Consider the following 21,545-nt stretch of genomic DNA (forward strand, 5'->3'; position numbering starts at 1 on the left):
CTTGGAACGCGAATCACTTATCTTAGTTTTCCGTGTTCCACAAAGTGTTCAAAAAGTAAAAACTACAAAGTTCCATAAACCTAAAGGGATTATGGAACAAAAAAAGGTGAATTTTAAATCATGAAAATTAAGTATAAGTAACATAAGTAGTTTTTGATACTCAACATAGTCAAAGACTTCAAAGTATACTATTTTACTTAACTATTAGAATAAATTATACTTCTTTTTTCTTAACTTTTACTCTCAGACAAACTTAGATATAATCACGTTAAATTATAATAAACATAGGACTTCCATGAAAAAACATGTAGAAACAAATCTAAGCCATATTGCAAAATTTGCTCCCTTTGCTGAACAAACAGGAGCGTCACATTTTCCTATTTATAATACAGGAACTTTTGATTTAAAAAAACAAGATGGTGATAAAATCTATGACTATACAAGAAGTGATAATCCAACAAGAGAGATGTTAGAAAATCTTTTTACAGAAGTTGAAGGTGGAGCTGGTTGTGTTTGTACACATACGGGTATTGCATCTGTTGCTCTTTTATTTGAAACTACATTAAAAGCAAATTCTCATATTTTAGTTGAAGCTGATTGTTATGGTGGAACATTTAGATTACTTAAAATATTTGAAGAAAAATATAATGTTACAGTTCACTTTGCAAACTTTTTAGAGTTTGATAAAATGGAAGAAATTCTAAAAAACAATCCTATTGATTTAGTTTTATGTGAAAGTCCTACAAATCCTGGTTTAAAGATTATTGATTTAAAACAAGTAGCAGCTTTAGCAAAACAAAACAATGCCCTATTTGCAGTTGACAACTCACTTGCTACATTTATTTCTCAACAGCCTTTAAATCTTGGTGCAGATTTTTCACTATTTTCTACAACAAAATATATCTCAGGTCATGGAGCTGTAGTTGCTGGTGCTATTGTTGCAAAGACTGAAGAGTTAGCAAAAGAGATTCACTATTATGCAAATGCAGGTGGAAGAAGTCAAAATCCTATGGATGTGTATTTAATCACATTAGGAATTCCAACTTTAAAAGTTAGAATGGCTGAGCATGAAAAAAACTCTATTATAATTGCACAATATTTAGAAAAACAAGACTATATTGCAAAGGTTACACATCCAAGTTTAGAGTCACATCCACAACATACTTTAGCAAAAGAGCAAATGACATATATTCCAGGTCTATTTTGTGTTGATTTTAAAACTGTTGAATTAGCTGAGCAGTTTATTGAGAATACAAAAATCTTTGGAGAAAAGTGTTCATTTGGAAGTCCTGATTCAAGAGTTGAAATACCTGCTAAGATTTCTCATGCAACATTCTCAAAAGAAGAACTAGCAGCCATTGGAATAAGTGATAGTACAGTTAGGTTCTCAATTGGTTTAGAAAATGTAGAAGATTTAATCAAAGATATTGAACAAGCTGTAGAATAAGAAAGAATATAAAATATATGAATAAAGAGTTTTTTAAACCAATAGAATGCGGGCAAACATTACCGGTAAATAATGTCCATGCCGTATCTGTATCAATGCCTACAATTCAAGATGTAATAGATTATGAAGAGCAAACACCTGAAATATTAGAAAAAATTCAAAGTGGTTATCCAAGATTTATTTTACATCCTTATTTAAAAAAATTAGGTCTTTTTATAAAAGAAAAATATTTAATTTCCGATGCTTATGAAGTTGTAGTATTAAGTTCTAAAAAAGCAGTTGAACTTATAAGTGATAAGTACTTTATTCATAATAAAATTGAAATAAATGAACCTTTTGGAGTAATTTTAGTTCAAAAAGGAACATGTCAACTTCAAAAAGTTTTAACATATATTCAGCATGTAGGTTGTAACTTATCTTCAAGATTAGCAGAAGAATATCTTTACAATGAAGGATTAATAAATACTCTTCATAAAGAAGAAGTAGAATCAAAAGATACTGCAAAAGATATAATCATTCAAACTTTATGTGATGCATATTCTCAACCAAAAGAAAATATTTGCTTAGCACCATCTGGAATGAATGCAATTTATTCAGTAATTAGAGGATTAAACTCAATTCAAAGTCATAATGGAAGAAATATTCTAGTTCAATTTGGCTGGTTATATTTAGATACCATGAACATAGTAAATCATCACTACTCACAACAGAAAATATTTTCTGATATTACTGACTTAGATTTACTTGAAGAGTATTTAAAAGAAAATGGTTTAAAAATTAGTGCTATTGTTACTGAGCTTCCAACAAATCCACTTCTAACAAGTGTTGATATAAAAAGATTGCGTAAACTTTGTGATAAATATAATATTCCATTAGTAATAGATACAACATTTGCAACACCTTATAATCTTGATTTAAGAGATTATGCAGATATATTTGTAGAATCTCTTACAAAATTTGCATGTGGTAATGCTGATGTTTTAATGGGTGCAATAATTTTAAATAAAAAGCATAACTTATCTCATATGACAACAGAGTTTTTTAGACACTGTGAAAGTGTTTATGTAAAAGATATACAAAGACTAGCTTTTGAAATAAAAGATTATAAAACAAGAGTAAAAAAAATAAGTTCAAATACAAAACAGTTAGTAAAGTATTTTGAAACATGTTCTTATATTGATGAAGTTTTTTACTGCTTTGATAAGAATAACAAAGAAAACTATTCTCAAACAATAATAGATGACAACTCATATACAGGAGTTGTTTCTGTAACTTTTAATAAACCAATAAAAGAAGTTTATGATAGATTAAACTTTGCAAAGGGCCCAAGTTTAGGCACTGAATTCACTCTGCTTATGCCTTATACTTATTTGGCTCATTATGATATGATTGTTTCAAAAGAAGGAAATGAATTCTTAAAAAAGATTTCCTTACCAATTGATTTAATTAGAATTTCTGTTGGAATTGAACCAATTAATGAAATTATAAAAGAGTTTGAAAGAATAAAAGACTAAGTCTTCTCTTTTCTTTTAACTAAAGAAAAGAAAAACACCTAGTAAACACATAACTATAGGTGAAGCTATTTCAAGTATGTTAGTAATTCGTGAAGATTTATTTGATACTTTATATAAAGAAACACCTAAAAAAGAAGATGCAAAAATAACTATTCCCATACCTAAACTAATAAATATACTTGCTAAAAATACAGCAAAATATGTCTCAAGTATAAAAGCATATACAAATAATACTACAGTTCCAGAACAAGGTACTAAACCAGCAGTTAAAACAAAAAATAAATTTTGTGTTTTTACATCTGATTTTTGATGGATTTTGTCTGTACTTTTTAGAACAAATTGGTTTTTATCTTTATTAACTACAAACTTTGTATTTGGATTATCTTGTATATTACATCCACTACAAGCACAAGATTTATTTTTTAGTTTTCTATAAAGAATATATAAAGATAATAATATAATTAAAACTGCACTTACTTTTGTAATGTAAGAAATTGAGTCATCTAAAAAGCTAGAAAAAATCTCCTCAATAATAAAAATCGAAATACTAACTAAAATCAAAGCTCCAACTATATGAATAAATGCAGTGAAAAAAGATATTGTAAAGGCTTGAAAATATGTATTCTTTCTTGAACTAAAATATGAAAAAGCTAATGCTTTACCATGTCCAGGTCCTAGTGCATGAATAAGTCCATATACAAATGAGGCAAATAATAAAAAGAAAATAGCGTATTTATCTTCACCTTTTTCAACTTCAAGTAAAGACTCTTTTATTTTAGCAATAAACTCATCTAATAAAGAAATATCTTCCTTAGCAATATTTGTAGTAGTTTGTTCTAAGTTTTCTTCTTTAAAATTATCTGCAACAAAATTAGCTTTTGCTTGTTCTTCTTTTACACCCTCAGGTAAAGAGATAGTATAACTTACACTATTATTGGAAATACTACTTTGATATTCATAAGGAGAGCTAAAAGATTGTTCTTTTTTATTAATATGCATAATAAAATATTCACTGTCATCATTTATATTAATATATAATTTATTATTATCAATTATTTTATAGTTTAACTCCACTCTGTATTCAAATGTTAAAACTTGATTTTTAAAAGTTAGTTTGTAGTTTTTAATATCAAAAGTTCGAGTCTCTTTTTCAATCTCTTTAGAATAAGAGATAAAAGTAAGATAATTATAGGCTTCAATATATGAAAGTAAAGAGTTTTCAATAGGTATTAACTCTTTTTCATCAAAGGTTGTATCTAAATTTGTATCATAAATTTTTAGTAATTCTTTAGTGAACTCTTTTACAAAAACCCACTTAAAATCTGCACTTTTAATATGTTTTTCATCTGATACAATATTTATTGAAACATCTGTTCGTGGAGAATAAATAGAACAGATAGAACATCCAAAAAGGATGCTCTTTAAAATTAAAAGTAGAGTTAGATATCTAAGTATTTACTTATAAGTATTTGCGATTTTTTCTGCAGTTTGAATAAGATTTTCTTCCCAGTTCTTTGCTAATGGGTCAATAACATGAACAGAACCATTAATACTATTTGCTATTAGTTTTGCACTTTTTTGTGAAAATTGAGGAGCAACAAACACTATTTTTATATTATGTTCTTTTGCATCTTTTATTAATTCAACTAACTCTTTAGGTTTTGGTTCTTTTCCTTGTGATTCAATTGCTACTTGCTCAAGAGAGTATTTTTTAGCAAAATATCCCCAAGATGGATGAAATACCATAAATGCTTTATTTTTATAAGGATTTAAAATAGTTTCTAATTTTTGATTTAATAAATCTAATTCTTTTATAAACTTTTCATAGTTTTCTTTATAAAAAGATTCATTATCATGATCAACTTTTACAAGGGCTTCATAAATATTTTTTGCTTGAATTTTTACTAAAATAGGATCATTCCAAATATGTGGATCTGAAGACTCATGTTCATCATGGTCTGCATGCTCATCATGTTCATCATGTTTTTCATGGTCATGATCTTTGTGTTCATCATGCTCGTCATGCTTTTTGTGATCATCATGTTCATCATGGTCTGCATGTTCGTCATGGTGTCCTTCATCTTCATGATGTGAATGTTCTACCATTTCTAATTTTTCTATTCCCATAGAAGTATCAACCATAAGCATATTTTTATTTGCATTTTTAAACTTTTTAAGCCATGAGTTTTCAAAAGGTACACCAATTGAAAAATAAATACTAGATTGGGCAAGTTTTTTCATTTGTGATGTTTTTGGTTCATAATTTGCTGGAGAAAAACCTTTTTTAACCATTACATTTACATTTATTTTATCACCTGCAATTTTTTCAACAAAATATTTTTGAGGAACAATACTAACAGTCACATCTTTTATTTGTGCACTTAATGATGATATCATTAAAAGGGCAATTACTAATAATCTTTTCATTTATTTCCTTTTTTAATACTGCAACTTAGTTGCGACTATCGAATATTAATGAATTTTTTCTTTAATGCAACTTAGTTGTAAATCAATTTTAAAGAAAAATTGATATAATTAACTTATGAATATAGAAAAAATAATAAATATAAAGAATATAAAGTTAACAACTGCAAGAAAAGCTATATTAGAAATATTAATATCTTCTGATAAACCCTTATCTTATGAAGATATAAAAAGTGAATTATCAATGGATAAAGCAACTTTTTATAGAAATATAACAAAATTTGAAGAAGAAAATATAATAAACTCTTTTGAATCAAATGATAAAAAAAGATATTTTGAAATTCAAAAAACAAAACACTCTCATTTTATTTGTACAGATTGTTCAAAAATAGAGTGTATTCATGAAAAGCTTAATTTAAATCTGCCTACGTATCAAGTAGATAACATAATAATAAAAGGCATTTGCCCTAATTGCTTAAACGCATAAAACTATAAAATATAAGGATAAAAATATGATAAAAAATCTGGTTGCATTAAATCAGTTTATAAATAAAGAAGCCCTAAGTGGTATATTACTTTTTGTAGCAACAGTTGCAGCTGTAATTGTTGCAAATTCAAGTTTTGGTCAAGAGTACTACGATTTATGGCATTTACCTCTTGGAATAAATATTGGAGATATTTCAGTATCCATGACCTTAACGTATTGGATTGATGATGGGTTAATGGCCCTATTCTTTCTAATGGTTGGCCTTGAAATAAAAAGAGAAATGATGATAGGAGAATTGTCAAGTGTTGCAAAAGCTTCCTTTCCTATTGTTGCAGCAATCGGTGGTATGGTAATTCCAGCACTTGTTTATGTAGCTTTCAATCCAGATAATCCTCTAGGTTTTGGTATTCCAATGGCAACAGATATTGCTTTTGCACTTGGTATTTTAATGCTTCTAGGAACTAGGGTAAATCCTGCATTAAAACTGTTTTTAGTTGCACTTGCAGTTGTTGATGATTTAGGTGCAGTTTTAGTTGTTGCTACTGTTTATACAAGTGATATCCAATCACAATACTTTTTACATGCAGCAATTATTTATGCAGTGATTTGGGGATTAAATATAAAAGGTGTTACAAAACTTTTACCTTATTTAATATTAGGTATTGCATTATGGGTATATATTCATGCTATTGGTATTCATGCAACAATTGCAGGTGTTTTATTAGCTTTTGCAATTCCTATTAAATCAAAACTAGATGAAAGAAAGTTTATAAAAGAATCAAAAAAAGATTTAGAAGACTTTGAAAAACATATAGATGAGATTCCTATGTTAAACCATGATCAAATTGATTCACTAGAAAATATTGGATATAACTATGATAAAGTTCAAAATCCACTTGTAAGATTAGAACATCAACTTCATGGTCTTTCAGCATTTTTTATTATGCCTTTATTTGCATTTTCAAATGCAGGTGTTTTAATTGACTTCTCAACAGTAAATGCAAACTTAATGATAGTTTTAGGAGTTGTATTTGGTTTAGTAGTTGGTAAACCTATTGGTATTTTTGGATTTACATATCTAGCAACAAAACTTAATATTGTTAAAAAACCAGAAAATATTTCATGGTCTGAAGTTCTTGCAGTTGGGTTCTTAGGTGGTATTGGATTTACTATGTCTATATTTATTACTCACCTTGCATTCTTAGATGAATCGATAATTGCAGCAGTTAAACTTGGAGTTTTTGCAGCATCATTTATAGCAGCAGTAATTGGTGTAATTTTAATACTAAGAGCAAAGAAAGCATAGTTAGTCCCCTCTTTTTTAGAACAAAATTGTAAATAGCAATTTTGTTCTATTTTCATTTTTTAATTTAGCTATAATTATTTATGTCAAAATTATTATTAAACACACTTTTTGAAAATGTTAGATATTCAACTGCAGATTTTACTAAGCACTATCATGATACATATACAATAGGATTGACGTATAATGGTGTTTTAAAGTCTTATAATTCTTATGAAAGTTATGAATCGTATGAATACTCAGTAAGAATAAATAATCCAGGTGAAGTACATGCTGGAAAATCAAAAGAGTGGTCTCATGTAAATTTTTATCCAACTGTTGAAGTTATGACAAACTTATATGAACAAATATTTCATGATAGAAAAACTCCATTTTTCAAAAGACATATTATTGAAGATAAAATACTATTTACAAAGTTACATCATTTTTTTGATTCATATTTTAAAAATGAAGATGAAATTTTAATAGAATCAAATCTAATTGATGCCTTATCTCATCTAATTTTGAACTCAACAATTTATACAAAGAAATATAATGATATATTTGAGGATAAAAAAATTATCAAAAATACCTATGAATTTATAAATGATTCTATTGATACAAACTTTACTTTAGAGACTTTAGCTTCAAATGTAAACCTTAGTAAGTTTCACTTTTTAAGACTTTTTAAAAAAGATTTTGGATTAACTCCTCATGCTTTTATTATAAATGAAAGATTAAATCGTGCAAATAATTTAATACAAAATGGTCACTCAATAAGTTCTGCAAGTGTTCAAGTTGGTTTTAATGACCAGTCTCACTTTACAAGAAACTTTAAAAAGTATTTTGGTTACACACCATCATATTTACAAAAAAATAGCAATATTATTCTATAAATAATTTTTAATTTCTACTATACTTCTTCATAAATAAAAAACTATAGATAAAAGAGTAAAATGACACAAGCAAATAAAAATATATTCTATATTTTAATGATTTTAGCAATGGCTGGATGGGGTGCATCTTGGGTTAATGCAAAAGTATTAAGCTCTTATGTAAATGAATATGAAATGATATTTTTAAGAAATTTTTTCACAATTATAACTTTAGCACCAGTTTTAATAATCACAAAAAAATACTTTTATATAAATAGACATAGTTTACTTTTAGCTATCTTAGCATCTGTTATTATGATTGTGTATTTAAAGTGCTATTTTTTAGGAACAATGCACGGAACTGCATCACTGGGGGGTGCTTTAGTAACTACACTAATTCCTATAAATACTTTTATATTTATGGCTTTATTCTTTGGTAAAAAAATACTTAAAAAAGATATCTTTGCACTTATCATTGGAGCTGTTGGAGTTCTTACAATGCTTAATATTTGGTCTTTTTCATATGAACAAGTATTTTCAACACAAAATATGTACTTTTTAGGTGCAAGTATTTTATGGCCTGCTTTAACAATAACAAGTTCAAAGATAACAAAAACTTCTCCAATGGTTTTTACTTTATATATGTATATTATAAGTACTATTTTAGTATCAATATTTTTTGTAGATTTTAGTGCAGTAAATTATGAAGCTTTTGATTCTATTTTTTGGATAAACCTTTTAATTTTATCAGTAGTTTCTACAACTTTTGCAACTACTATATACTTTATTGGTATAGAAAAGCTAGGAACAAATGAAGTAAGTTCTTTTATCTTTTTAGTTCCTTTTTTTGCAATTATTTTAAGTATTATTTTTCTAAAAGAAGAGATACATATTACAACAATAATTGGTGTAATACTAACAATTTTTGCAGTTAAGATATTAAATAATATTACTATATTTAAAAAGAAGAAAGTTGAGCAATAATATTACAAATAATCAAAGTAAAAAACTAAATACCTTAACACTATCAGGTTTAATAATCGGTCCTATTTTAGGTTCAGGTCTAATTTTACTTCCTCCACTTTTATATAATATGGTTGGAAACTTCTCACTTATTGTTTGGGCAATTATATTAGTTTTAGGTTTTATTTTTGCTCTTATTTTTGGAAAACTTGCTATTTTATATCCAGGTGATGGAGGGGTATCACTTGCAACTAAAGAAGCCATGGGAAAAAAGTATCAACTTCTTACATCTTTTTATTTAATCTGTGCTGTTTTCTTTGGACCTGTTGCTGTTTTAATTATTGCAGCACAATTTATACAGCCTTACTTTCCAAATATTCCACTAGAAATTTTAGGTTTTTTAACTTATATAATTACTTATATTTTACTTTTAACAAAGATTGATTTTCTTGGAAAACTTATGCTAATAGTAAGTTCTGCTATTACACTTATATTTTTAATCTCAAGTATAAACATAATTTTAAATATAAATGAGTTTCATTTCAACTTACCAACTATATCAATACAAGAGTTTGGTCACTCTTTAATAATTGTATTTTGGTCTATTGTTGGCTGGGAAGTTATAGGAAACTATTCAAAAGAAGTAAAAGAGACTAAAACACTTACAAATGCTGTTAAATTATCTGCAATCATAATATCATTAGTTTATATTCTTACAACACTTGCAATTTGTTTTGGAGAGTTTACTAAAGATGAAGAGTTTAAACTTGTCTGGATAATAGAGCCTATTTTTAAAGAGTTTTCAAATGTAATCTTAGCAAGTGTTTCTACTATACTTTGCGTTGGGACTTTAATACTTTTTGTAGGTGGAGTAGCAAGACTTATATCATCTTTAAAACTTAACTCTTATACATCAAAACATTTAAAAAACAATACTCCAATTGGTGCATTAAATTTTTTATCAATGATATATATTATTACTCTTATACTAGTATATTTTGATTTTTTAAGTTTAGAAAATTTAGTTGCTTTTGCAGATGGATTCTTTATAGCAAATGCAATAATTGGTTTAATTACAGCAATTATTCTTTTTGATAAAGGCTTTTTAAAAACTTCTGCTATTATTTTGACTTTTCTTTTTGGAGTTATTTTACTCTTTTCAAATATATTTATTTTATGTGTTATTATTGCACTATTTGTATTTACTTATCTGAAGAAATCTTATAATTAAAAATAGGTTTTTTATCTTCAATTAAAAAAACTGGCTCAACAAATGGAGCCATTTTTAAAATAAAATTTAGTATTGATAAAATAGGTGAACCATAGAAAAACTTTACTTCAGGATTTTTAATCCAAATTTGGTCTATATATAAATACTTTTTATATGAGCTATCTCCTATATTATCTTTATTAAAATCAAAGCCCTCATAATCATCCCAATAGTTTCCCTCAATTTCATTTGTATTCATTCTTCCTTTATAACTTTCAGTCATAATATTATCCATATTCCCAAGTAAGATATTTCTTTTAATTACATTTCTTAAACTAAAGCCTCTAAAATCAAAACCTCTAGTACTATACATAATTTGATTATCATAAATCCAGTTTTTTAACCCTTGTTTCATAGGAGAGTTGTCAATATAAAAAGCTTGATTACACATACCCATATAGTTATATTCAACTGTAGTATTTGAAGCTCCTTTTAATAATATTCCCATACTTGTAGCAGAACCTAATGAGCCTTTTATTGTATTTTTTGAAACATAAGAACCTTTACTTGCTTGTAAAAAAATTCCAACAGAACTATTTATAATTTCATTATTTTTTATAGTTGTATTATTTGAATGAGAGCTAAGAACTGAATATCTACAATCTTTCATTTTATTATTTGATACTTCATTATCTTTTGATTGCATTAAGACTATATCTCTCACATTTGTAAAAGAGTTATTTAATATTTTATTGTTTTTAGAAAACCAAAGTCTAACTCCATCACCTCTTAAATCAATATTTGGATCATCTGAGGATATTTTATTTCCTTGAATTATTGAATCACTTACATAATCTAAAAAAATTCCAATATGAGATTTTTTAATAGTCAAATTTTTTAATTCAATATTTGAAGAGTTATTTACAAGAATTGCAGCATCTAAAGTATCCCTTCTTTTCCCACTATTTATTACTTCTAAATTTTCAAGTTTTACGTTTGATGAAGTAATTGTAATAACATTAGAGTTTTGCTCTCCTTGAATAACTACACCCTTTTCTTTTCCTATTAAAGTAAGTGGTTTTGAAATTGTAATATTTCCAAAATAAGTACCTTTTGGAAGTTTCAAAACTGAATAAGCAGGTGCTTTATTAATAGTGTCTTGAAGTAGATTCGCATAAATATTTGATAAGAAAATAGATAAAATAAGTATAATTTTAAGCAAAGAACCTTCTTTATTTAAAGTTGTAATAGTAAATAATTATATTACAACTTTAAGTAAAAAAAATTGATATATGACAGTTTAAGATTCGCTAAGACTACTAGTTTGAGAAAATGAGGTAAATCTTTTCATTACTAAAGTAGCAGTTAAATCACCTGTAACATTTATAGTTGTTCTACACATATCAAGTATTCTATCAACTCCAAGTATTAAAGCAATTCCCTCAACAGGAACTCCAATACCTTGAAGAATTGTTGCAAGTATTACAATACCAACTCCTGGAGTACTAGGAGCTCCAATTGAAGCTCCTACAGTTGTTAATGCTAAGATTACAATCTCAACTAATGATAAATCAATACCAAAAAGTTGAGTTAAAAAAATAGCTGCAATTACTTGGTATATTGCTGTTCCATCCATATTAATAGTCGCACCCAAAGGTATTACAAATTTTGAAATAGGAGTTGGAATATGTAGTTTATCTTCTGCTGTTTTCATAGATAATGGCATAACAGCAGCTGAACTTGATGTAGAAAAAGCCATAAGTTGAACTTCTCTTATATCTCTTAAAAAATCTAGTGGTTTTACTCTTCCAATAAAATATGCAATACATAAATAAAAACATAAAAGAGTAAAAAGTCCTAATAAAACAGTTATTATATACATAGACATTGAAGAGATTGCATCAAAACCAATTTTAATTGTAATACTACATAAAAGCCCAAATACCGCATAAGGTGCAAGTTTCATTGCCCATTCTACTACTTTCATAGAAAAAGCCTGAAAAGACCTTGCTAAATCTTTCATAGGTTGTGCATCTTCTTTATCCATATTCATTAAAGCAACCCCAACAAAAATTGCTAAAATTACAAAGGCTAAGATATTTCCATCTAACTCTGATTGTGCTGTATTTACAGGAATTAAGCCTACAATCATATCGGGAATAGAAATAGTTTGAAGAGGAACTACTTCTTTTGCAATTGTTACACCAGAGCTTATACTATTTATAATATCACTTGAAACAAAGTTTCCAGGTTGTATTGCAAAAGCAATAAAAATACCAACACTTACTGCAACTATTGTAGTAAATACAAAATATGGAGCTATTATAATTCCTAAACTTTTTAAAGTTTCAGTATTATTTGCACTTGTAATTCCTAAAATAATTGAACTCATAACTAAAGGAATAACTACCATTTTTATAAGTGCTAAAAAAATATTACCAGCAAGTGCAACCCAAGGTGCAATTGCAAGAGCAATATCTTCTGGAACTAAAGCAAAGGCACTTGGAGATAAAATCAATCCAACTACAACACCTAAAACCATTCCTATTAAAACTTGAATCCAAAGTTTATTTAACATTATCAACCTTTTGTTTTTTTATTTTAAATAATAGAGAATATAACACAGGTACAAATCCTAGTGTTAAAATAGTTGAGAACATTAAACCAAAGATAATTGCAATCGCCATTGGTTCCCACATAGCACCTCCACTGTACCATAAAGGAATAAGACCAAAAACTGTTGTTATTGTAGTTAAAAGTATTGGTCTAAATCTTGAGATACAAGCTTCAATTATTGCATCATAAGAGTTTCTTTTATTATCCTCTTCTTCTGTTTTAATTCGCTCTAATAAAACAATTGCATTATTAATTACAATTCCAGCTAATGAAATAATTCCAAGTAATGTCATAAAGCCAAAATAAGAATCCATAACATACAAGCCAAAAGAAACTCCAATCATTCCTAAAGGAATTGTACTTAGAATGATTAAAGGCTTTCTAATAGAATTAAATTGTGTAACCATTAAAAGTAAAATAATCATAAAAGCAATTGGAATATTTACTGCAATTGATTTATTCGCTTTTCCAGAAGCTTCATATTCACCACCAAAAGAGTAATAATATCCTAATTCAAAACTACTTGAATAATCATCTAACCAAGGCTGTATCTGTTCAAAAATGGCCATTGCACTATATCCATCTTTTACATAAGCTCCAATAGTAACAGTTTTAGACCTATCTCTTCTGATTATTTTTGACTCTTCATAAACAGTTTGAATACTAGCAACTTGAGAAAGTGGGATATTTTTTCCAGAACTTTGTGCATAAACATTTATAGATTCTAAAGCATTTATACTCTCTTTACTACTTTGATTTGAACGTAAAACAATTGGAATTAATTTATCTTCTTTTCTAAAAGTAGTTACTTCAAAACCACTTAGTGCAGTTTGTAAAGAAAGCGCAATATCGAAGTTTGAAATACCCTCTTTTAAAGCTTTTGCTTCATCAATATTAACAATAAGTTTTTTATTTTTTAATCCCCAATCATCAGAAATATTTTTTACACCATCAATTTTTGTAAGTTCTTGTTTTATATTTGAAGCCATTTTAAATAAAATATCAATATCTTTTCCACTAATTCTAATTTCAATTGGTTTAGTAACAGGTGGGCCATTTGATAAATCTTTTGCATCTACTTGCATATTTGGAAATCTTGATTTTGCAAAACTTTCTATCTCTTTTTTGATTCTACTTTTTGAAGTGAAATCTTTTGTATTTACAAGAATAGTACTATATTCACTACTTGCTAATTCTTGATTATAAGCAAGCCAAAATCTAGGAGCACTCTCACCTATAAAAGTTACAAAATTTGTAACTTCTTTATTGTTTTCTTTCATATATTTTTCTTGTATAAAATTTTCAATTACTGATAAATCTTTTATTGTAGTTTCAATTGCTGTTCCAACTGGAAGTTGTATTTCAACTGTAAATGTATTTTCACTAGAGTCTGGGAAAAACTTTTGAGGAACTTTATCTAAAAGAATAAAAGAGCCAAAAAACACTAGTATTATAATAGTAATAGTAAGTAATCTAAAGTTTAAAATAAAATTTAAAAATTTTCTATAGCCTTTATAAATAAAGTTTTCAACTTCAGCTTTTTTTATATCTTTTTTCATAAAATATTTACTTAAAACAGGAGTTAAAGTAAGAGCTAAAACCCATGAAGATAAAAGCACAATTGTAACAACTTTAAAAATAGAAGTAGTATATTCACCAGTCATTGATTTAGCTAAAAAAATTGGTAAAAATGCAGCTGATGTTGTAAGTGCTGAAGTTAAAAGAGGAACTCTTAACTCTTTTGCACTTTGAATAGATGCCTCAACTACTGTTTTTCCTTTTTGCATTAAAACCATAATCGACTCACTCATAACAATAGCTGAATCAACTAAAAGTCCTAAGGATATAATTAAAGCAGCAAGTGAGACTTGATCTAACCAAATATCAAAAATAGACATAATTATAAAAGAAGTTAAAATTGACATAGGAATTAAAACAGCGACTATAAGCCCTGATCTTAAACCTAAAGATAAAAGCATTACAATAATTACTAATGCCATAGCTTGTAATAAGTTATTTACAAAATTGCTAATTATATTATCTACTATTTTAGGTTCATTAAAAAGTCTATCAAGCTCTACTCCTAAAGGCAATTTACTTTGAACTTTTTCTTGAAGCTCATCTATTTTTTTACCTAACTTTATAATATCTCCATCTTTTTTCATAGATATTGCCAAAACTAGTGAGTTTTTAGCATCTTTATTTACTAAATAACTAGTAGGGTCTTTATAAGAATAACTAACAACTGCAACATCTTTTAAATATATACTTTCACCTGTATTCAAAGGAATTAGTGTATTTTCTATCTCTTTTAAATTATTATAATTTCCTGAAGGTTCAATTGATAATCTTGAAGAATCAACTCTTACACTTCCACCTGATAAAACGATATTTTTACTCTCTAAGATAGTTTTTAAATATGATGCACTTAAATTTAAACTTGCAAGTTTTGAATTATCAAACTCTATATGTACTCTTTGAGATTGAATACCTAAGATATTTATTTTTGCAACCTCATCAAGCCTTAAAAATACATCTTTTGTATCATCTGCAATATTTTCTAACTCTTTAGGACTTAAGCCATCACTTGAAATTGAGATTAAAGTACCATAAACATCACCAAACTCATCATTTACAATAGGTGTTGAAACTCCACTTGGCAATTCTCTTTTGGCATTATCTACCTTTCTTCGTAAAGAGTCCCATATAGGACGCATTTGCTTATGTTTTTCAAGTATATTTACAAAAATAATTGAAACGCCAGATTTTGAAGTTGATTTAATAAAATCTATTTCTGGCATCTCTTGAATATTTTTTTCTAGCTTATCAGTTACAAGTTGTTCTACTCTTTTAGCACTTGCTCCTGGGAAATATGTTACAACTGTTGCAGTTCTTATTATAAAACCAGGATCTTTTGCACGTGGTAAATCCATAAAAGAAATAAGACCATAAATAAAAAGTAAAAGAGTAAATACTATAGTAACCTTATCTTTTTTAAGGGCAAAAGAAGTTATATCCATATTATAATCCTGCCTCTTTTTTATTTCCTATAGTAACTTCCATATTTTCAAAAACTTGACTCATTCCAGCTTTTAAAACTAAATCACTTCTTTGTAAGCCTGAGAATATCTCAAAACCATCATCTTGAAGTTTTCCTATAGTTACATCTTTTCTTTGTATAAAATATTTATTATTTCTTTTTTCTAAAATATATACAAAATATCCATTTTTATCATTTAAAACGGAGTTTGAGGGAACTTTTAAAATCTCTTGCTTCTCTTGATTTAATACAGAAAAAGAGACATCAGCTGACATTCCAGACTTTATACTTCCTGTGCTTTTTTTAAGTTTTACAATAACTAAGTATGTTTTTGAATTAGTAGATATAAACTTTGATATTTCAGAAATACTTGCATCAAAAATCTTTTCATCAATAGAAGTAAAAGTAACTTTAACATCATCACCTTTTTTAATTTTATTTATATAAGATTCAGGAAGATGAACAGAAACCTCATCAACTAATTTATCACTTATTAAAACTATTGGCGTACCTACTGCGATATTCTCATTTTGAGATACAAACTTTGATGAGATATATCCGCTAATTGGAGCATAAAGCTTTGTATATGATAACTGTAGCTTTGCATACTCTAACTCTTTTGATACATTATTTACTTTTGCCTTACTTGCATTATAATTAGCACGTGCGTTATCTATATCACTAACACTTGCATTTTGATTTATATATAGTTTTTTTGTTCTATCATATATACTTTTTGCATTTTGTAAAGCAGATTTTGCTTCACTGTGTGCATATTTAACTTGAGATACTTTTAATTCATAAGGCTTTGAATCTAAGCTTGCTAGTAAGTCACCTTTTTTTACTTCATCTCCATTTCTAAGATTAAAGTAGTTTAGATTACCTTGTACTTTAAAACTAAGTTTTATTTGATTATTTGAAGACGCAATTGCATTAAATACTCTTTTTTCTTTATCTTTATTTATTTTTGGCATTGTTATATATACAGATTTAATTGACTCTTTTATCTCTATTTTTTCTTCTTTGTTTTCACATGCACTAAATAGTAAAGAAACAGTAAGTAAAATAAGTGTAGCTTTAATATATTTAATCATTTTTTGAACCTTTTGTAATATCAATAATTTTATTTTCCAACTCTTCTTTTTTCTCTTTATTAACTAAAATATCTATCTTTCCACTAAAAAAATATATTGAACTTAAGTCAACTAAATAATCTATAATTGAGATATTTAAATTTAATTTTGAAATAATATATGAATTTTGAGCATCAAGTAAGGAGATAATATTTTCTTTTCCATTTTTATATTTATCTTGTATTAATTCAAAGTTTTTTTGCGAGGAGTTTTGAGATATTTTTGCAAAATTGATTTTCTCATACGAACTTTTAATAGATTCATAGTTTTTTTCTACATTTTGAATTATTAAATTTTTTGTTTCATTATATTTTAGTTTTAAATTTATAAGTTCTATTGAATTCTTTTGAATTTTCGTATCTTTTGCTCCACCCTCATATAAAGGAAGGTTTAGATTTATTACTGCTTGATATTCATCATCATCCCAATATCTAACAGCATCACTTGCTTCTGCATCTCTACTTAAAATTTTTGTAGCACTTCCTTCAAAAGCAAGAGTTGGAAGATATCTTGAATCTTTATTCATTTTAAGCTCATAATCTTTTGCTGTTTTTAGCTCTTTTAACTGTTTTAACCTTGAATGAGTATGTACAAGTTCATTTATAAAACTATTTTGTACCCTTTTATCTTTTATATAAAAAATTGCATCTTTTTCTAATAGTTTAAAAAGTTGTGAGTTCATTCCATATTCAAGAAAATCTATTTTATTCTCAATTTGCAGGATATTTGCTAATTCAATTTTTAAAGAGTTTAGACTTTTAATTGTCTGAGATAACTCTATATTGGCATTTGCAAGTTCACTCTCCCATCTATAAACATCACTTCTATCTTGAACTCCAATACTTACTCTTTGTTTAGAAAAAGCAAGATTTTGTGAAATAAAATCACGTTTAATATTTATAATCTCATTATATTTTTTAGCTTTTATAATATTTAAATAGATAATTGTAAGCTTATACATAATCTCATCATTTAATGCTTTAGTTTCTTCTTTACTTGATTTAAAAATAGTTTTTCTTATATTAATATTTTGAATTATCTTATTTGAATAAAGTACTTGACTTATTTTTAAACCTGCATTTAAAGTACCTTGAGAGTAAAGACCACTAGAGTACTCAGCACGGTCAGCATCTATTTGTGAGTAATTAGAAAAAAGACTAATGCTTGGTTTATATTCACTTTTTGCACTATTTATATTTAGTTTGTTTACTAATAAACTATTATTATTTTGTTCAATCTCTAAACTGTTTTTAGAAGCAAGAAAGAAGATATCTTTTAAGTTAAGTTCTTTAAGATTTACGGCATCTTTCTTTTTCTCTTTTTTTATATCTGTTAATATCTCTTTATTTTTTAGATATATAGAATTAGTAGTTTTTTTTTCTTTTAAGTATTCAAAAATTGCTAAAGCACTTGTTCTAATAAAAACATCTTTTTCATATTTACTAAGTAAAAAGTTGTAAGAGATAAGATATAAACTATTTGTCTTCTTGTACTTTTTTGCATTATTGATTAAAACAATTTTATTTGAATAAGCAGATATATCTTTTTTACAAGTCATATCACAATTTTTTATATTATAAACTATTTTATCACTTGAAGAAAAAAGACTCTTTGCCTGTATTTTTATTTCATTTAGATATTTACTTGATTGTAAATCAAGAAGCAAATTTATATTATAATCTTTCGCATTTGCAATATTAAAAAAAAGTATAAGAAGAATTATAACTTTGTAATATTTATAATTCATAATAATCCTTTAAAAGTAAGTCTTCAATATCTTTAACTCTTTCATTTCCTAAACTTTTTTGTGTTAAATATGGTTTTATAAAATAATACATATTTAAAGAGCCTCTTTTTGCATTTGCTATTAAATCCTTTGATAACAAATTCCAATAAGATAGATTATTTGTAGCAATAATCCAAGAGTTTGAAACTAAAAAATTCATTTCATTTTCACTCATAGCTTTAATATAACCATATGATATTTGGTGATTTAAAAGTTTTTTAATCATTTTTATTTCATTTTGAAGTTGCTCTTCCATAATCTTTTTAAACTCTGGAAAACTTAAAAGTAGTATATTTAATTCTAAGTGTAAGAACCTATATTTTATATCTGTTTCAAGGTTATTTAGTAAGAAATCTTTTAATAAAAATATTTCATCTTTTTCATAGTTTATTGAATTTACTTCTTTAAATACAATTTTAATATAGTTTAAAAAAATATCTATAAGTATTTTTTCTTTGTTTTTAAAGTGATAATATAAATTTCCAACACTAATACCTAATTTATCTGCAATATGCCTAGTTGATGTATTTAAACAACCTTTTTCATTAAATAATTCAATTGATGTTTCTATAATCTTTTCTTTTGTTGTAGCCATTTTTTTTCCTAGTACATTTGTTCTATTATTTTAGAGCAAATGTTCTAATGTACAACTTAAAAAAAAGCAGTCAATGAAGACTGCTTTAAAAAATCATTTCTAATTTTTTAAAAACTTTCCCATTCATCATCATCTTTTTTATTTGAAGTAATTGTTTGTGGTTTTATATTTACTTCAGGTTTAGAAACGTTTTCTATTTTTTCTATTTTCTCAAGTTTAGGTTTTACTTTAGTTTCTAATGGCTTTTTTTCACCTAAAATTACAGCACTAGAATCTATTTCTTTTATATCTAACTTTTTTGGTTTTACATCATCTTTACCAATAAAGTTTTTATCATTTGCATTTTGTACGATTGTATTTGCAATAAACTGCGTGCTTTCTGATATTTCTTTTGTTTGATTTGCAACATTAGCATTTTGTTGTGTTTGCTGATCTAGTCCATTAACTGCATTATTTATTTGCTCAATTCCTGTTAATTGTTCTTTTGATGAGTCTTCAACATCTTTAATTAAATCAAGTGTTTTAACAATATTTTCATTTAAATCACTATAACCTTTAATCATTTCATCCGCGATATTTTTACCATTATCTGCTTTTGAAGTAGCTGTTTGAACTAACATTTTAATCTCTTTAGCAGCTTCTGCAGATCTACTTGCTAGATTTCTTACTTCTTGCGCAACAACTGCAAAACCTTTTCCAGCTTCACCAGCAGTTGCAGCTTCTACAGCTGCATTTAATGAAAGAATATTTGTTTGGAAGGCTATTTGGTCAATTACTGTAATTGCGTCATTAATAGCATTTACTTGAGTATTAATTTCATCCATTGAAACTGTAGTTTGAGTGGCTAAGCCTTGACCACTTGATGCAGAAACGGTTAAGTCATTTGCATAATTTGACATTTGAATGATTTTTTCATTATTTCCACCAATATTAGAAGTAATTTCTTCTAAAGCGGCAGCTGTTTCTTCTAAAGATGCTGCAGCTTGTGTTGATGAAGAGCTTAGTACTTCTACATTTGTCATTAGAATATTTGAGCTTTTTTGAAGTGTTAAACCATTTGATTTATTTTCAACTAACATTTCATTTATCAATTTTGTAACATTGTTTAAAGCAAGTGGAATTTTATTGTTATCATCTTTAATTGAATTAGTAAAGTCTAGTTTAGAGAAACTTTCTAATACTTCAATGATTTTATTAATATCTTTTCCAACAACTTCATTTAAATGTAAAAGCATATCATTTATACTAATTCTTAATTTTTCTAAATTCTCAGATTCAGCTTTATTATCTAATCTATTAGTTAAAAAGCCATTATTTATATTTTTAACAATATCTGAAACTTCATCTAAAAACTTTTCATCATTTTTTATTATTGAATTAGTTTTAACAATATTTTCATTTATTACTTTTGACATAATTCCAAATTCATCTTTTGAACTATCATCAAGCATTGAAACTTCTGTAGTTTCTTTATTTAAATATTTAAAGAAACTTAATAAACCATTTTGAAAACTATCTATTGAACCATTAACTCTTCTTATTAGTATTCCAAATACTACTAAATTTAGAACAATTATAATAAGTCCAAATATTATTAAGCTTTTTGATGTAAAGCTAATTGATTCATCTATTTGAAGTGCTTTTTCTTTTGATTCTTTTACTTGCACTTCAATCCAAGAATCTAATCTTTTTGTTAACTTTTCACTAAAAGGATCTAATTGTGACATAAGTTTATTACCTTGTGTATGACCATCTTTTACGTAAGTATTCGCCATTTTTACACCAATTTCATAAAAGTTTTTAAAATCTACTTTAAAGTTTTCAAGTTCAGATATAAGTTTAGATTCGTCTTTTTCTGTACTTATCATTTCATCAAGTAGTTTATTTCCAGCAATAAAATACTCTTTTGCTATTTCATAACCATCGTCATAGCCTGGAGCTGCTCTTGTTGCAGATACATCTGTAAGCCATTGTTGTACTTGAATTACATCTTTTTGAAGCTCTAAAAAATTAAAGACCTTCGGCAATATAACATACTCTTTTTCATTTACTTTTTCCTCAACCTTATTTAAAGATGAGATATTTAAAGTAATATTAAGTATAGAAAACAAAATAATAATAAATCCACTTGATATTAATAATTTTTTAACTGAAAAGTTTTTTAACATAATAA

At 26.5% G+C, this 21,545-nt stretch carries 16 protein-coding genes; 7 read left to right on the forward strand and 9 right to left on the reverse strand.

Features of this window, described 5'->3' with window-relative positions; genetic code table 11:
- Positions 1-295 precede the first annotated feature (295 nt).
- Together GBG18_RS11220 and GBG18_RS11225 are read left to right on the forward strand one after the other, a co-directional pair.
- Positions 296-1,447, forward strand: coding sequence for a trans-sulfuration enzyme family protein (locus GBG18_RS11220; protein ID WP_152191136.1), 1,152 nt, complete (start codon positions 296-298; stop codon positions 1,445-1,447).
- 17 nt (positions 1,448-1,464) lie between these two features.
- Positions 1,465-2,961, forward strand: coding sequence for a PLP-dependent transferase (locus GBG18_RS11225; protein WP_152191138.1), 1,497 nt, complete (start codon positions 1,465-1,467; stop codon positions 2,959-2,961).
- A 15-nt stretch (positions 2,962-2,976) separates the two neighbouring features.
- On the opposite strand, the gene GBG18_RS11230 is transcribed toward GBG18_RS11225, so the two are convergent.
- Both GBG18_RS11230 and GBG18_RS11235 read right to left on the reverse strand, forming a co-directional pair.
- Positions 2,977-4,416, reverse strand: a complete 1,440-nt coding sequence (locus tag GBG18_RS11230) for a HoxN/HupN/NixA family nickel/cobalt transporter (RefSeq protein WP_152191139.1) — start codon at positions 4,414-4,416, stop codon at positions 2,977-2,979.
- Positions 4,417-5,388, reverse strand: a complete 972-nt coding sequence (locus GBG18_RS11235) for a metal ABC transporter solute-binding protein, Zn/Mn family (RefSeq protein WP_152191141.1) — start codon at positions 5,386-5,388, stop codon at positions 4,417-4,419.
- Between the two features lie 115 nt (positions 5,389-5,503).
- On the opposite strand from GBG18_RS11235, the gene GBG18_RS11240 reads away from it, so the two are divergent.
- From GBG18_RS11240 to GBG18_RS11260, 5 genes are all read left to right on the forward strand, one after another.
- A complete protein-coding gene (locus GBG18_RS11240) occupies positions 5,504-5,872 on the forward strand; it encodes a Fur family transcriptional regulator (protein WP_152191143.1) in 369 nt (122 codons plus the stop codon).
- Positions 5,873-5,897: 25 nt separating this feature from the next.
- Positions 5,898-7,178, forward strand: coding sequence for a Na+/H+ antiporter NhaA (nhaA, locus tag GBG18_RS11245; RefSeq protein WP_152191145.1), 1,281 nt, complete (start codon positions 5,898-5,900; stop codon positions 7,176-7,178).
- Between the two features lie 80 nt (positions 7,179-7,258).
- Positions 7,259-8,050 carry an AraC family transcriptional regulator gene (locus GBG18_RS11250; RefSeq protein ID WP_152191146.1) on the forward strand — a complete coding sequence of 264 codons (792 nt, stop codon included), beginning with the start codon at positions 7,259-7,261 and terminating at the stop codon, positions 8,048-8,050.
- A 60-nt stretch (positions 8,051-8,110) separates the two neighbouring features.
- Positions 8,111-9,013, forward strand: coding sequence for a DMT family transporter (locus GBG18_RS11255; RefSeq protein WP_152191148.1), 903 nt, complete (start codon positions 8,111-8,113; stop codon positions 9,011-9,013).
- Positions 9,003-10,223, forward strand: coding sequence for an APC family permease (locus tag GBG18_RS11260; RefSeq protein ID WP_193311124.1), 1,221 nt, complete (start codon positions 9,003-9,005; stop codon positions 10,221-10,223). Before GBG18_RS11255 ends, GBG18_RS11260 begins: the two co-directional genes overlap by 11 nt.
- On the opposite strand, the gene nosD is transcribed toward GBG18_RS11260, so the two are convergent.
- The 7 genes from nosD to GBG18_RS11295 all read right to left on the reverse strand — a co-directional run bounded on the left by nosD (position 10,195) and on the right by GBG18_RS11295 (position 21,540).
- Positions 10,195-11,424: a nitrous oxide reductase family maturation protein NosD gene (gene nosD / locus GBG18_RS11265; protein ID WP_193311125.1), complete on the reverse strand. Its 1,230-nt coding sequence runs from the start codon at positions 11,422-11,424 to the stop codon at positions 10,195-10,197. The genes GBG18_RS11260 and nosD overlap by 29 nt on opposite strands.
- 78 nt (positions 11,425-11,502) lie before the next feature.
- Positions 11,503-12,780, reverse strand: a complete 1,278-nt coding sequence (locus tag GBG18_RS11270) for a dicarboxylate/amino acid:cation symporter (protein ID WP_152191152.1) — start codon at positions 12,778-12,780, stop codon at positions 11,503-11,505.
- Positions 12,770-15,838: an efflux RND transporter permease subunit gene (locus GBG18_RS11275; protein ID WP_152191154.1), complete on the reverse strand. Its 3,069-nt coding sequence runs from the start codon at positions 15,836-15,838 to the stop codon at positions 12,770-12,772. Before GBG18_RS11275 ends, GBG18_RS11270 begins: the two co-directional genes overlap by 11 nt.
- 1 nt (position 15,839) lies before the next feature.
- A complete protein-coding gene (locus tag GBG18_RS11280) occupies positions 15,840-16,952 on the reverse strand; it encodes an efflux RND transporter periplasmic adaptor subunit (RefSeq protein WP_152191155.1) in 1,113 nt (370 codons plus the stop codon).
- Positions 16,945-18,738 carry a TolC family protein gene (locus GBG18_RS11285; RefSeq protein WP_152191157.1) on the reverse strand — a complete coding sequence of 598 codons (1,794 nt, stop codon included), beginning with the start codon at positions 18,736-18,738 and terminating at the stop codon, positions 16,945-16,947. Before GBG18_RS11285 ends, GBG18_RS11280 begins: the two co-directional genes overlap by 8 nt.
- Positions 18,728-19,372, reverse strand: a complete 645-nt coding sequence (locus GBG18_RS11290) for a TetR/AcrR family transcriptional regulator (protein ID WP_152191158.1) — start codon at positions 19,370-19,372, stop codon at positions 18,728-18,730. Before GBG18_RS11290 ends, GBG18_RS11285 begins: the two co-directional genes overlap by 11 nt.
- A 107-nt stretch (positions 19,373-19,479) precedes the next feature.
- Positions 19,480-21,540, reverse strand: coding sequence for a methyl-accepting chemotaxis protein (locus tag GBG18_RS11295; RefSeq protein WP_193311126.1), 2,061 nt, complete (start codon positions 21,538-21,540; stop codon positions 19,480-19,482).
- Positions 21,541-21,545 lie beyond the last annotated feature (5 nt).

The organism is Poseidonibacter ostreae, from assembly GCF_009208075.1.
In the GTDB taxonomy this organism is placed as follows: Bacteria; Campylobacterota; Campylobacteria; order Campylobacterales; family Arcobacteraceae; genus Poseidonibacter; species Poseidonibacter ostreae.